Origin of the sequence: Paenibacillus pasadenensis, assembly GCF_023715725.1 — a bacterium.
GTDB lineage: Bacteria > Bacillota > Bacilli > Paenibacillales > Paenibacillaceae > Paenibacillus_O > Paenibacillus_O pasadenensis_A.
In genome coordinates this window covers 32,088-46,079 of the sequence record NZ_JAMBOT010000004.1, presented here as the reverse complement: position 1 = coordinate 46,079, position 13,992 = coordinate 32,088, and the positions used below count along the sequence as shown (strand labels likewise).

Below are 13,992 nucleotides of genomic sequence, written 5' to 3'. Positions count from 1 at the left end.
AGATATAATTTGTACGCAGGGAGCGACTCGTCCATGATATTGATGCCCCTAAGCATGTGCCAGCCCGGAATGAAGCTGGCCAAAAAAGTCCTTTCGGGAGAGGGAATCGTTCTTCTCGGAGAAGATATAGAGCTGACGGCACGAATGATATCCCGGCTTAAGGAATGTCATATCAACTTTTTATATATTCAGGATGAGGCGACAGAGGATATAGAAGTTCGCGAGCTGATCAGCGAGGATACGATGCGGGTAGCGATGACGGAAATCCGCAGCAGCTTCAGGCAGATGATGGACAGTCCGCCGCGCAGGCGCGGTGCGGCTTATCCGTACGTGAGCTTCCAGCTGCGCGATGTGATGAGCAGGGTCATCGACGATCTGTCCGCTCACAAGGAATCCGTCGTCATGCTGATGAATATGGCTTCCGTCGACAATTACCTGTATCAGCACTCGCTTAACGTTTGCGTGTATACAACGATGCTTGGCATTAATTTCGGCTATAACCGTGACGAGCTGACCGCACTTGGCATGGGGGCTCTGCTGCATGATATCGGCAAAACCCGTATTCCCCAGGAGCTGCTTAAAAAGCCGGGGCAGCTGACTGCGGAAGAATATGAGCAGATGAAGCGGCATACGGAATACGGCTATGATATTTTGCGGCGGGAAGCGGGTGTGTCTACAACAACCGCGCTTTGCGCGCTTCAGCATCACGAACGGCTTGACGGCAGCGGTTATCCATTCGGGATAAAAGGAAACGAGATTCACGATTTCTCCAAATGGATTGGCATGGTTGATTCCTATGACGCGATGACGACTAACCGGATCTACAAGGAGCCGATGCTGCCGCATCAGGCGGTTGAAGCGCTGTATGCGGGAACGGGCACGCAGTACGAGCAGTCGATGGTGCAGCTGTTTCGGGACAAAGTGGCCATCTATCCGGTCGGCATGACCGTCCGGCTGCAGACCGGCGAGGTCGGAGTTGTTGTGGACGTGCGCTCGAACTGCCCGCACCGCCCGGTCATTCGGGTTCTTCAGGATGATGAAGGTGTGCGGCTGAGAGCTCCTTATGAGATTGATATGTCACTGCAGCTGACGAGCATGATTGCCAGCGTCAACGGCGACCAACCGGAGGAGCAGCAGGTCGAGGTTTTAATTTAATCGATTAACAGTCAGGAGCCGAGCGGCTCCTTATTTTAGTTTCAATCCGTTTCCCTGCATTCCCGTTTGATTACCGTTTAGTGGGGCAGTACAATGAGAGCAAGAGTTTTATCATCAAACAATAAGGTGCTGTATAGAATGAATTCCGAACTGACGCTTCATAAGCCGCTGCTGCCCCTCTCGCCGGATAATGATCCGTGGGACCCGCTAGGGAGCCTGCAGCGTTTTAACCGCCACGCTTTGACGAGTGTGGAATTTACCGTTACAAACCTATGCAATATGCGCTGCGAGCACTGTGCTGTCGGCGACACGCTGACGATGCGCGAAGCGGACAAGCTGCCGCTCGAGCTGCTGCTTTCCCGTCTGGACGAGGTGCAGAATCTGCAAACGATCAGCATTACCGGAGGCGAGCCGTCCTACTCCTTGAGCACCGTGAAGGAATACATCGTTCCGATTCTGCAGTACGCCCGCAGCCGAGGCATCCGCTCCCAGCTGAACTCCAACGTGACGCTGGACTACAGCCGGTATGAGCTGATTGCTCCTTATTTGGACGTCATGCACATTTCCTTCAACTATACGTCGGCGGACGACTTCCATCAGGTCGGCTTTGCCCGGTCGGGTCATTCCGTGCCCCATTCGGCTGCCGTCAAAATGTACGAGCGCATGATCGACAATGCGCGCCGTCTTAGCGAGGCCGGCGTTCTGGTGTCGGCGGAGTCTATGATTAATTTCCGCACGTTTAACCGCATGCCGGAAATTCACCGCCTGATTAAAGAAATGGGCTGTGCGCGCCACGAGGTTCATCCGATGTATCCGAGCGCGTGGGCTGGAGATTTGCCGGCAATCAGCAAGGAAGAGATGAGGCAGGCGGTGACGGAGCTTCTGGACACCCGCGATCAGGACATGTGGATGCTGTTCGGAACGCTCCCATTTTACTCCTGCAGCTCCGATGCGGAAGACCGCGAGCTGCTGGCCCGGCTGAAACGCGAGCGCAACGTGACGGTGCGCAACGATCCCGACGGCCGCAACCGGCTTAATGTGAACCTGTTTACCGGGGAAGTATTTGTGACGGACTTCAGCGATATTCCGGCGTTTGGCAACATTGAGGAGGAGCGTCTGGACGATGTGTTTGAACGCTGGCTTCAGCACCCGCTCAGCCGCAGCGTCAATTGTTACTGCCCGGCTGCCGCTTGCTGCGGTCCCAATCTGCTCGTCAAGCAGATGTACTATGAAGACGTTGACTTTATGAAACAGCAGGCGGTTCTTTAATGTGACGACGGAATTCATGCCAGGGCAGATCGCGCTGAATCTGCTGCTCGTCGTTGTGCTTGTGCTGCTGAACGGTTTTTTTGTTGCTGCTGAATTTGCGCTTGTCAAAGTGAGAACGACCCGTCTGACTCAGCTTGCCGCAGAGGGCAGCAAAAAAGCGGGTTATGCGCTTCGAATTTCACGACGCTTGGACGCCTATCTATCGGCAACACAGCTTGGCATTACGCTTGCGTCGCTCGGCCTCGGCTGGGTCGGCGAGCCGGCGATTTCCCATCTGATCGTTGAACCGCTGTTGTTCCGGATCGGAATTGCCGACGAAACCGTCGTTACGACCGCTTCCGTCGTAGTCGGCTTTTTGGCCATTACGTTTCTGCATATCGTTATCGGCGAGCTGGCTCCCAAATCGCTTGCGATTCAAAAGTCGGAGGGAGTATCACTCTGGCTGTCCGCGCCGCTGCTGTTTTTTTATACGATATTCAGCCCGGCGATACTGCTGCTGAACGGGGCGGCCAACGCGCTGCTGAAGCTGATCGGCATCCGGCCTGCCAGCGAGCATGATTCCGCTCATTCCGAGGAAGAACTGAGGCTGCTTGTGAGTCAGAGCGCAAAAAGCGGCATTATCGACGATAATGAGATGAAGCTTGTCGGCAACGTATTTGACTTTTCCGAGCTGCTGGCGCGCGAGGTGATGCTGCCGCGAACCGATATGGACTGTCTGTACACCGCACGTTCGTTTGAAGAAAATCGGGATACGATTTACCGCACGAAGCATACCCGGTATCCCGTCGCGGTGGAAGAGAAGGACCAGATTATCGGATTTGTTCACATTGCCGATCTGCTGACGTCGAACAGGGAAGGGACAGTAGGGGAAGGCGGTCAGCTCCGCAAGCTGCTTCGTCCTGTGCTAACCGTACCCGAAGCGATGGAAATCAGCCGCGTGCTGCAGCTGATGCAGGCCGAGCACAGTCAGCTGGCGATCGTAATGGACGAATACGGAGGCACGGCAGGCATGCTGACAACGGAGATGATCGTGGAGGAAATCGTGGGCAAAATCCATGATGAATTCGATGTCGCTGAGCCGGACGCTATTATCGTAGAAGACGGAGTGACAAAAGTCGGAGGACGGATGCTCATCGATGACTTGAACCGGCTGCTGCATCTGGATCTGAAGCATGACGATGTGGATACGATCGGAGGCTGGCTGTTCAGCCGGCTGGATGGAAACCCGGAACGAGGCAAGAAAATCGTCTACAGCGAATATACATTTGAAGTGGCGGAATGCCGGCGCCTTAGAGTGCTGCGCGTCCACATTTACCGTAATCCCGAAGCAGCTGCAGACCGGGACGAATCGGAAGCGGAGAGAGAATAACCGCCGCTTGGCTTGGCAGAGAGAGCCAGAGGATGGCGAGCCGGAACACCGGCCGCCGCATGGGGGATCTGCGGGGACTGCAGCCCCGGGGGAGAAATAGAAATGTCGGTTAAATCTCTTGTTTTTTTAGCAGTCGGGCTGCTGCTGCTGTACATGAGCTTTACGGTCGGAGCTCCATTTTTGCTGGCTTTGGTCGTAGCCATCTTCTTGGAGCCGCTGAATCAGCTGCTCATCAAACGGACCGGCTTGAACCGGCTCGTTGCCGCAATCATTAGCTGCACGCTGTTCACGATTGTGCTGCTGGCGCTGGCCGCCGGCATCGGCTTTAAGCTGACAGCGGAGCTGATTGCCTTTTGGAATCGGGCTCCCGCAATGGTGTCGGATGCCAATTTGTTTTTCAGCGATACGATCGATAACGCAAAAGAGCTTTATACCCATTTGCCGCCGGATGCCGCCGTTCAGCTGGAAAAGGCGCTTACGGGACTGGGCAGCTCCCTCACCGGCATGGTTACGGCATTGTCGCGGACTATCGTCGGTTTTGCTTCCGGATTGCCGGGCATGTTCATTTTCTCCATCGTGTTTATCGTAGCGGTTTATATGTTCAGCTTCAGTCTGAGCACGATGCGCGCCTCCTTTCTGTCGCTGTTTCATGAGGAGTCCAGAACTCAGGTCAGCGCCGTGCTCGACAATTTGAAACATTCAATTTTCGGCTTTTTGCGCTCGCAGCTTGTGCTTAGTCTGATTACATATGTAATCACGCTGGTCGGTCTGGTAAGCATGCGCGTCGATTATGCGATGGCAATTGCTCTGCTCGTTGTTGTGGTCGATATTTTGCCGATTCTCGGCACGGGCTCCGTACTCGTCCCTTGGGCGGCTTACATGCTTCTGACCGGCAACGCCGGAACGGCGATCGGCCTTGTGCTGCTGTTCATCGTCATCACGGTTGTAAGACGGATCATCGAGCCTAAAATTCTTGGAGACTCCGTCGGCATTGGCGCTATATCCGCGCTAATCAGCCTTTATGTAGGCTTTAAGCTTGTCGGCGTCATCGGCGTGTTTCTCGGGCCGCTTGTTGTCATCATCTACATGGCCGCGCGCAAAGCCGGTCTGTTCCAGATGAAGATTAAGTTTTAGCTGTAAGGCTCCAATTAAAAAACGCTTCCTGCTCCGCCCTCAGGGCGGCGCGGGGAGCGTTTTTTCAATTAATAGGGCTGGCGGGCGCGAATGGACGGTTTGGCGGCGCTGCTGCTGATAGCAAAAGGCAGATAGAGCGCCAGAAAAATAAGCAGAGCTGCCGCCTCCAGAGACAAAATGTACCAGGGGTAGGGCCCGAGAAAATCCAGTATGGATGCGCTGGGCGGCTTGCGGGACAGAAACATGTAATTGGCTCCCGTCATCAGATTGACCGTATAAACGATGACAGCGATGACGTTGACCGCCAGCCAGGCGGTGAATACGGAGCGCAGCGTAGGTCGGAAGCCTTCCACCCAGACCATATAGAGGGCGGAGAAAACGAGCAGTCCATGCGCCGCGAAAAACTCAAGAAACCGGAAATGAGGATAGGCATAACCGAGCACTGGAGTGGCTAGAGCCTGCAGCGCACCGCCGATTGCGGTGAAATAGACGATCTGAAATAAGAAGCGGCTGCGCAGCAGCAGCATGAACACCGACAAATACAGCGAGATGCTGCACAGCTCAAACGGCAGCGTGGAGGATGCCTTAAAAATACCGTTGCGGAAATACCAAACGTTGAGCAATATTTCACATACGGCAAGCAGTATAGCGAGCAGCAGCCGGCCAGCGGGCGGCTTACGTTTAGCAAGCGGACTTCGGAAAAAATAGAGCAGCAGAACAGCTGCTGCAATGAGTCCCAGGGTAAGAAGATGCGAAGGGCTGAATAAGACAAAACGGCTTGTTACCTCGGCTTGAAACATGCGGCCCCCTGCCTTTCTCTATATAAATTGCTGAAGGTTTACCAAGTAACTTCGCCATGCCGGATAAAAGTCCCTTTATTCGTTTATGCCAGTAACTAGGCCGTATATCCGGCAGCTTATCTCTTAAGCGGCCGGATTTTGCTTTACAGAGAGAGGAATCGTTTGATAGAATGACCGCATTCATATGTTAACTTGTTTTGTTTTGATATAGGTTAACATATTGGCGGGAGGCGGTCCTTTATGACGGCAAATTACGAAAGGCTTAGCGCCTTGAACAAAAATTATTTGTGGCATCCTTTTACGCAGATGAAAGATTACAATGCCTCCGATCCTTTTATTATTGAGCGCGGCGAAGGCGTGATGCTTTATGACGTGAACGGGCGGGCTTATTACGACGGTTTTTCCTCCGTATGGCTCAATGTGCATGGACATAATGTGCCGGAGCTGAACGAGGCGATTACGGATCAGCTTGGACGAGTGGCTCACTCTACTCTGCTCGGCATGGCTAATGTGCCGGCCATTGAGCTGGCGGAAAAGCTGGCGGAAATTTCGCCTCGCGGATTGAATAAGGTGTTTTACTCGGATTCCGGCGCGACGGGTGTGGAAATTGCGATCAAAATGGCGTTCCAGTATTGGCATAACAAAGGCATTCCCGGCAAAACGACATTTGTGACGATGAATCAAGCCTATCACGGCGATACGCTTGGCGCGGTGAGCGTTGGTGCGATTCCGCTCTATCATGATATTTTCCGGCCGATGCTGTTTCCTTCGCTTGCCGTTCCATATCCTTCTGCAAGTTTGATTGGCGAAGCTGAAGAGGCGGCTGGAGAAGCTACGCTGAATGCGCTCCGCGAGCTTTTTGAAACGCGCGGCAATGAGATCGCTGCGCTTATCGTAGAGCCGATCGTGCAGGGAGCGGGGGGCATCATCGTCATGCCGCCAGGTTGTCTGCGCCGCATGGCTGAGTTATGCAAGGAGCATGGCGTGCTGTTGATCGCAGATGAGGTGGCGACCGGGTTCGGGCGTACGGGTTCAATGTTTGCATGCGGCTTGGAGGCGGTTGAGCCGGACTTGATGGTCGTCGGAAAAGGTCTGACCGGCGGTTATTTGCCGGTAGCGGCGACGCTGGCAACTGACGAAGTTTACAGTGCGTTTTATGCCGATTATGAGGAGCAGAAAACGTTTTTCCACGGGCATTCCTTTACGGGCAATCCGCTCGGCTGTGCGGTCGCTTTGGCGAGCCTCAAGCTAATGGAGGAACGGCGTATCGTCGAGGGCGTGGACGGAAAATCACGTTTTGTCGGTGAAAAGCTTGCCGCGCTTGCAGATCGGCCGCATGTCGGTGAAATTCGCCGTCAAGGGCTAATGCTCGGCATCGAGCTCATGCGGGACAAGGCGATGGGCACAGCATACAACTGGGAGGACCGCATCGGTGTACGCACAAGCATGAGAGCGAGGGAGCTTGGCATGCTGACGAGGCCGCTTGGCAATGTTGTTGTGTTCATCCCGCCTTTAGCCAGCACGGAAGCCGAGCTGGATGCCATGACCGGGATTTTGATGCAGGCCGTCGTGGATGTAACGGAAGAGGGTTTTTAAATGAGCAGCCTTCATTCAGTGCGCGGCCTGTTCGTGACCGGAACGGATACCGGCGTTGGAAAAACGGTTGTCACAGCGGCAATTGCGGCGGCGCTGCGCTCGGAAGGAAAAAATATCGGCGTCTGGAAGCCGGTCCAGTCCGGGGCGGCGCTTGGGCAAGGAATTACGGATGCGGAGCGGCTGTTAAAAGGTTCGGGAATGTTGGAGCTGCCGGACGCGGTGAGTCCGTTTACCTTCGAAGCTCCGCTTGCGCCAATGCTTGCCGCCCGGCAGGCTGGAGTCGAGCTGACGATGGATGGGTTAATTGCGGCCGGAACTCCTCTTGCGGAGCGATACGATGCGCTGCTCGTTGAAGGTGCGGGCGGCGTTGCGGTTCCGCTAACGGAGGACGCGCTTGTGGCGGATTTTATGGCTGAGCTGGGCATGCCTGCGCTGATCGTGGCACGGGCAGGACTAGGAACAATTAATCACACGTTACTTACTGCTTCCTATCTCCGGAACCGCGGTATTCCGCTGCTCGGGGTGATTTTGAACGAGGGCGGCGCTGAGCCAGCCGTTTGCGATCTAAGTATAGAGTCCAATGCGGAGCAAATCGAGCGGTACGGCGGCATGAACGTTCTTGGCTGTTTTCCCCCTGTGAAGGACGACACGGATACGGAGACATTAATTCGCGCTGCTGCCGGGTCGTTATCGCTTGGGGCAATCCGCGAGGCTCTTTTTGGAGAGGGAAAACTGCGATGAATTGGTTCGATAATGAGCTGCGCCAGCTGCAGCAGGATTCGCGGGAAAGGACGATTCGCAGCTGCCGGACCCTGTCCGGCGCTGCAGGTTATATGGAACGAGAAGCGCGGACGCTGCTTAATCTATCCTCCAACGATTATTTGGGCCTTTCCGGTCATCCCGACATTATTGATGCGATGCGGGCGTCTCTGCTTGCCGACGGTGCGGGAGCAGGCGCATCCCGGCTCGTAACGGGCAGCCGACCCGTTTATGAGTTACTGGAGCAGGCGCTGGCGGAATGGCAGGGCTGCGAGGCGGCGCTTGTGTTTGCCAACGGGTATATGGCGAATGCAGGGACGATTGGGGCGCTGGCTGGACGCGACGGGGTTGTTTTCAGCGATAAGCTGAATCATGCCAGCATCACGGACGGCATCGTTTTTAGCCGGGCTGAGCATGCCAGGTACCGGCATAACGATATGGATCACCTGAGAACGCTGCTGACCAAATACCGCGACAAACAGCGCAAGCTTATTGTTACGGATGCGGTGTTTTCCATGGACGGCGATCAGGCGCGCCTGCATGAACTTGTTGAGCTGAAGCGGGAATTCGGAGCGATGCTCATGGTTGATGAGGCGCATAGCGGCGGAATTTACAGCTCCAAGGGCGAGGGGCTGTGCCGCCAGCTCGGCCTGCATGGCGAGGTCGATATTCATATGGGCACGTTCAGCAAAGCTTTTGGCGTATACGGGGCTTACATATGCGGCAGCCGCCAGCTGATCCGTTTGCTGGTCAACAAATCGCGGCCGCTCATCTATTCCACTGCGCTCCCGCCTTCCGTACCGGCGGGTATTATGAAGGCGCTCGGACTGGTTCAGTCTCAGCATTGGCGGAGAGAGAAGCTGCTGAAGGCAAGCCAATTCTTTCGGTCTGCGCTGCGGAACGACGGGTTTCAAATTGGCGGAGAGAATTCTCCGATTGTTCCGCTCGTTGTTGGCGACAACGGGACAGCTCTGCGTTTTAGCGCTGAGCTTGAAACGCAGGGCATTGGGGCAGTTGCGATTCGTCCTCCGACGGTGCCTGCCGGCACGGCTCGAATCCGCTTTTCGCTGTCGGCGGCACATTCGGAACAGGAGCTTGAGTCAGCTGCATTGACCATTCGTAAAATCGGATTTCGGCTGGGAGTGATCAGCGAATGAGGGCGAGTTTCATTCGATCCGCTCCTAATAAGGGAACGGTGCTTTGGCTCGGCGGCTGGAGCATGCCCGACGCTGTTTTTGAATCGCTGCGTGCCGCTTTGCCGGAATATAGGCATCTGTCTGTTGACCTTGGCAGGGCCAATTCAGCGGCGGAGATGCTGTTGTTAGCTGAACAAGCTGCACGGTCGGCTTGGGACGGATTCCGGAAGAACAGCCCTCTCCTCGTTGCAGGCTGGTCGCTCGGAGGATTGCTGGCGCTCAGGCTAGCAGAGCTCGGTCTTGCCGACGGGCTTGTGCTGCTGGCTGCAACGGCTCGGTTTACTCGCCCCAAACAGGAGAGCGAGCTAGGCTGGCGAGATATTTACATACGCCGAATGCGGGACGGCCTGGTCCGCGACCGAGAAACCGTTGAAGCGAACTTTCGAGAGTTATTGTTTTCAGAACAGGAAAAGCAGGCGTTGCCAGGCAAGCGCGAACATCTGCCTCCCGCCGGAAGCTGGTCAAATAAGGCGCTTGCTGCGGGTCTAGAATTGCTGCAACTAGAAAATTGCCTTCCCCGGCTGGGCGATATTCGTCTTCCTGCTCTGCTCGTGCATGGCACTGCGGATCGGATATGTCCGTATGGCGCGGCGTTAGAGCTTAATGCGGGGTTGCCTTTTGCCAAGCTGATTACGATTGATGGAGGCGGCCATGCTCCGTTTTTAGGGAGCGAGACTCAGCTTGCGGACGAGATAAGGAGGTGGCGGCATGAATGGCAGCATCAATAAAAAGTCGATCAGCATACAGCGCCAGTTCCATCGCAGCGCAGCCTCTTATGACGCTCACGCCGCGATACAGCGGATGATGTCGGAGCAGCTGGAGCAGACGATTGCTCAATGGAAATCTAGCCGCCAGTTAGAAGAGTTTTCAATTCTTGAAGTCGGCTGCGGCACGGGTGCTCTGACCGAGAGGCTGGCGTCGCAATACCCGTCCGCCCGGCTAGCTGCGCTTGATCTTGCCCCGGCAATGCTGAGCATAGCGGAGCAGCGGATTTTACAAGCAGAGTCCAAGGCCGCTGCCAACGGAAGCCGCCTACTTACCAGTCGGATCTGTTTTGTGCAGGCTGATATTGAAGCTTGGGCAGCCGAAGCTCCTCCCGCCGCTTATGATTTAATCGTATCCAATGCTTGTTTCCAATGGTTAAACGATGCTCCCGCAACGCTGCGCCATTTGCGGCGGATGCTGCGAAGCGGCGGTTTGCTCGTTTTTTCCACGTTCGGTCCCGCCACATTCCGTGAATTGCATCAAGCGTTTGATGAGGCGTATCAATCGATAGGCGCCGAGCCGAGACGGCATGGACTTTCGTTCCGCTCTGCTGCCGAATGGTCGAGACTGCTTCATACAGCCGAATTTGCGGGTGTACAGGAGCAGCAGTTTTTGCATACCGAACTCTATGATTCACCAAGGGCGTTTCTGCATGAGGTCAAAGCGATGGGAGCAAGCGCCTCAGAGGCAAAGGAAGGTTCCGTCCCGGGTTTACGCCGCCTGTTTACAGCTATGGAGCAAACATATGAACGCAGATTTCGTTTGTCCGGAGGGATCCAGGCGAGTTACGAGTTTGTGTGGCTGCAGGCTCATGCGGAATAATAGACGATCCATAAGGCCGGAATCGCATCTCTGCATGCGGTCCCGGTTTTATTTTGTTCGCTGAACCAACAAAACGGCGTAAGGCAGCTCTCCGTTGCGCTAAAGCTCCTCCTCGTTACTGAAATATTCGGCTCCTGTCTCAGCAAGCCCGCCAAGAGCCTTCTAAAAGATTCAGGCAAGTTGGATAAGCTGTCCTCATACCCTTAACCGAGCGGCAAAGCATAGCGGCTGCCCTTCCGCTGCTTAACTTAAGGACAGAGGAAGGGCGGCCCAGGCGAGGAGGCAACAAGATGAGCAATCAGCCGACTTGGGGAGCTTACGGACCGCCGGGGGGACAGCCATATACCGGACAGATGAACGGTGTTGGCGCCCAGCAGCCAGGCGGAGGCATGTACGGTGCGCCTTCTTACGGGGGAGCGTATCCCGGATACGGTCAGCCGTCGGCGGGCCAGATGAACGGCGGATATCCAGCTGGATACCGCAACGATGCGGAGCTCGCCGCTGCGGCGGCTTACGGCGCGGGAGGCATGGGGTATTCCGCGCAGGCGGGAGCGCAGGGAGAGATTCCCCCGCCGGGCGTGCCTGGAGCGGGCTATCGGGAATGGTATCCGTATCACGGAACATGCGACCCGTGCCCGCCGATCGGAGTGAAAAAGTACGTCATTCCGCCGAACCAGTATATAATGTACCAGCCGACAGGACTGCCGCAGTATCCGCTTGAGGAAGCGCTTCGGCTCGGTACGCTTTGGCCCGCGTTGTACAGCCCGTACGAGCCAGGATGCGGAAGGAGCTGACAGCCCATGAGCGATGAACAGCAGCAAGATCAGCAGCAGCAAGCGCAATACCAGCAGCAAGAACAACAGCAGCAAGAATTTGACCGGGATGCCTATCGAGCCGCGCTTAAGGAGCTTCAGGTGCTTGATTTTGCGCTGGTGGAGCTGAACCTTTATTTGAACACCCATCCCGGGGATTTGCAGGCGATTCAACAATACAACCAGCTGGCGCAGAAAAGAAAAGGCGTCGCTCAGCAGTTTGAAATGCAGTATGGGCCGCTCGTCAACTTCGGAAACAGCTACTCGCGTTATCCATGGCAGTGGAACGAAACGCCGTGGCCGTGGCAGGTTTAAAATGTGTAAGGAAATGGAAGAGAAGGCTCCGGCAATTGGATCGGATCCGGAACGAATCCGCAGCGGCGGCTGCCGTGGAGCCTGCGGGCGTCCGTGCGCCGCTGCTATTGCTGCGGTGCGGCCGGAAATAACGAGGGAAGCTCCTTTAACGCATGCTAGCCGGGAGGCGGAAAAGGAGCCTGGCGACTGAATGCGTTCATGAAAGGTTAGTCTGTTGCGCTCATTTAAATTTCAGCGCTGCGTTCTGAATCGCTGCAGAAGCTCTGAGTACGAACAGGAGCCCGTTTACTAGGCTCGGCAAGCTTTCGGATAACGTCTGGCCTCACGGACTTTTATACGAAGGGGGGATGCACACATGTGGCTATACGAAAAAAAGCTGCAGTACCCGGTTAAAGTGAGCAAATGCGACCCGATGATGGCGAAGTTTCTGACCGAGCAGTACGGCGGCGCGGATGGAGAGCTGGCGGCTGCGCTGCGGTACCTGAACCAGAGGTATACGATCCCGGATAAGGTCATCGGCGTTCTTAACGACATCGGCACGGAGGAGTTCGCTCACCTGGAGATGATTGCCACGATGATTTACAAGCTGACGAAGGATGCAACGCCGGAGCAGCTGCGGGCGGCGGGGCTCGGCGAGGACTTTGTCAATCATGGGGGCGACCTTTTTTACAGCAACGCTAGAGGCGTACCGTGGACAGCTTCCTATATTGCGGCAAAAGGCGATCCGCTAGCGAATCTTTATGAGGATATTGCGGCGGAGGAAAAGGCGCGGGCGACCTATCAATGGCTGATCGACTACACGGACGACGTGGATTTGCAGGACAGCCTGAAATTTCTGCGGGAGCGGGAAATCGTCCATGCGATGCGCTTCAAGGAGGCGGTGGAAATTATTAAGGCCGATATGGGGCAAAAGAAAGTGTACTGACAGACAGATGATTGAGCCGACATAACAGCTTTGAACGAACATACGCAGCAAGGCCGGGGACAAATTCTCCGGCTTTTTGGCATGGATGCCGCTTTGATGGAACCGGCAAGCTTCAAATTAAATTCCCATAGAATGAAAAAGAGCTTGCCTTAGCGCTCGCCTCCCGATACATTTTGATCAAGCTGCTTTGGACATGCCACTATCGGAAGCGGGAGGCTCATGATGACCGGGAGCGCTTCGCCAGAAAGGCGCGGGAGCTTGGGCTCGACCGGCAAGAAGCGATTATAGAGCGTAAAGTTTCACCGATTAGCGCCGGGATTAGGTATTAAAGGAGAGAAAACAATGAATGTGGGCTTTGAAAAGCCGGATCCGTTATTTAGGCCGGAAGCGGTTATATTTGATATGGACGGCACGCTGCTGCAAACCGAGACGCTGCTGCTAACGGCCCATGGGCGCATCTTCCAAACGCTGCGCGAGGAAGGACTATATCTGGAGCCTGAACCGCCTGTAGAGGCGCTGCTCGGCTGTTTGGGCATGCTGCTGGAAGATATTTGGCTTAAGCTGATGCCTGAAGCTTCGGAGGAGGCGCGCAGCCGGGCCAACGAGCTGCTGCTGCGTTTTGAGCTGGAAGGTCTGGCCGCAGGAGAAGGGCTGCTGTATGAAGGAGTTCTGGAGACGCTGGAGGCGCTGCATGGACAGGGAATCCGTCTTTTTGTAGCGAGCAACGGCCTTCAAGACTATGTCGAGGCGATCGTGCGGCACAAAGGGCTGGAGCCGCTGTTCAGCGGCTTGTACACGGCCGGCGGACGGGAGACGGCGACCAAGGCCGAGCTGGTCCGCATGCTGCTGGATGAAAACGGCGTTGCCTCGGCTTGGATGGTAGGCGACCGTTCCTCCGATGTGGATGCAGGCAAGCGCAACGGGCTCGCCGTAGTCGGCTGCGCCTATGCGGACTTTGGTTCTTCCTCCGAGCTGGACGGATCTGACGTCAAGATCGTCCGTTTCCGCGAGCTGCTTGATCTGCTGCCGTAGCAATGATCGCATAAAAATCGCCCGCCATGACCTGAGCCATCAG

The 13,992-nt window shown here is 55.5% G+C and carries 15 protein-coding genes; 14 read left to right on the top strand and 1 reads right to left on the bottom strand.

What is annotated here, in order from left to right; genetic code table 11:
- The first annotated feature begins 33 nt into the window (after window positions 1-33).
- The 4 genes from M3223_RS11610 (at window position 34) to ytvI (ending at window position 4,927) form a co-directional block, all read left to right on the top strand.
- Complete coding sequence (locus M3223_RS11610; RefSeq protein WP_251561508.1) at window positions 34-1,155, top strand: HD-GYP domain-containing protein; 1,122 nt, start codon at window positions 34-36, stop codon at window positions 1,153-1,155.
- Between the two features lie 138 nt (window positions 1,156-1,293).
- A complete protein-coding gene (yfkAB, locus tag M3223_RS11605; protein ID WP_251561506.1) occupies window positions 1,294-2,424 on the top strand; it encodes a radical SAM/CxCxxxxC motif protein YfkAB in 1,131 nt (376 codons plus the stop codon).
- A 16-nt stretch (window positions 2,425-2,440) separates the two neighbouring features.
- The gene (locus tag M3223_RS11600; RefSeq protein WP_251562279.1) at window positions 2,441-3,793 is read left to right on the top strand and encodes a hemolysin family protein; all 1,353 of its coding nucleotides are present in this window, start codon (window positions 2,441-2,443) and stop codon (window positions 3,791-3,793) included.
- Between the two features lie 102 nt (window positions 3,794-3,895).
- Window positions 3,896-4,927, top strand: coding sequence for a sporulation integral membrane protein YtvI (ytvI, locus tag M3223_RS11595; protein ID WP_251561503.1), 1,032 nt, complete (start codon window positions 3,896-3,898; stop codon window positions 4,925-4,927).
- 68 nt (window positions 4,928-4,995) lie between these two features.
- Here ytvI and M3223_RS11590 read toward each other — a convergent pair whose 3' ends face one another.
- Window positions 4,996-5,727, bottom strand: a complete 732-nt coding sequence (locus tag M3223_RS11590; protein WP_251561501.1) for a YwaF family protein — start codon at window positions 5,725-5,727, stop codon at window positions 4,996-4,998.
- 240 nt (window positions 5,728-5,967) lie between these two features.
- Between M3223_RS11590 and bioA the strand changes: the two genes are divergently transcribed.
- The 10 genes from bioA (at window position 5,968) to M3223_RS11540 (ending at window position 13,949) form a co-directional block, all read left to right on the top strand.
- Window positions 5,968-7,323 (top strand): adenosylmethionine--8-amino-7-oxononanoate transaminase, encoded by a 1,356-nt coding sequence (gene bioA, locus M3223_RS11585; RefSeq protein ID WP_251561499.1) that lies wholly within the window; start codon window positions 5,968-5,970, stop codon window positions 7,321-7,323.
- Entirely contained in the window at window positions 7,324-8,064 is a 741-nt protein-coding gene (gene bioD / locus M3223_RS11580; RefSeq protein ID WP_251561497.1) for a dethiobiotin synthase, read from the top strand. It abuts the gene before it with no gap.
- Window positions 8,061-9,239 (top strand): 8-amino-7-oxononanoate synthase, encoded by a 1,179-nt coding sequence (gene bioF, locus M3223_RS11575; RefSeq protein ID WP_251561495.1) that lies wholly within the window; start codon window positions 8,061-8,063, stop codon window positions 9,237-9,239. The genes bioD and bioF overlap by 4 nt, the downstream gene beginning before the upstream one ends.
- Window positions 9,236-10,006: an alpha/beta hydrolase gene (locus M3223_RS11570; RefSeq protein WP_251561493.1), complete on the top strand. Its 771-nt coding sequence runs from the start codon at window positions 9,236-9,238 to the stop codon at window positions 10,004-10,006. The genes bioF and M3223_RS11570 overlap by 4 nt, the downstream gene beginning before the upstream one ends.
- The gene (gene bioC / locus M3223_RS11565) at window positions 9,987-10,865 is read left to right on the top strand and encodes a malonyl-ACP O-methyltransferase BioC (protein ID WP_251561491.1); all 879 of its coding nucleotides are present in this window, start codon (window positions 9,987-9,989) and stop codon (window positions 10,863-10,865) included. The genes M3223_RS11570 and bioC overlap by 20 nt, the downstream gene beginning before the upstream one ends.
- Before the next feature lie 578 nt (window positions 10,866-11,443).
- On the top strand, window positions 11,444-11,659 hold the full coding sequence (locus M3223_RS11560) for a spore coat associated protein CotJA (protein WP_251562276.1): 216 nt from the start codon (window positions 11,444-11,446) through the stop codon (window positions 11,657-11,659).
- 6 nt (window positions 11,660-11,665) lie between these two features.
- Window positions 11,666-11,992, top strand: coding sequence for a spore coat protein CotJB (locus M3223_RS11555; RefSeq protein WP_251561489.1), 327 nt, complete (start codon window positions 11,666-11,668; stop codon window positions 11,990-11,992).
- A gap of 1 nt (window position 11,993) precedes the next feature.
- Window positions 11,994-12,182, top strand: coding sequence for a hypothetical protein (locus M3223_RS11550; RefSeq protein WP_251561488.1), 189 nt, complete (start codon window positions 11,994-11,996; stop codon window positions 12,180-12,182).
- Window positions 12,183-12,347: 165 nt separating this feature from the next.
- A complete protein-coding gene (locus tag M3223_RS11545) occupies window positions 12,348-12,917 on the top strand; it encodes a manganese catalase family protein (protein WP_251561486.1) in 570 nt (189 codons plus the stop codon).
- Window positions 12,918-13,259: 342 nt separating this feature from the next.
- The gene (locus M3223_RS11540) at window positions 13,260-13,949 is read left to right on the top strand and encodes an HAD family hydrolase (protein WP_251561484.1); all 690 of its coding nucleotides are present in this window, start codon (window positions 13,260-13,262) and stop codon (window positions 13,947-13,949) included.
- Window positions 13,950-13,992: the final 43 nt, after the last annotated feature.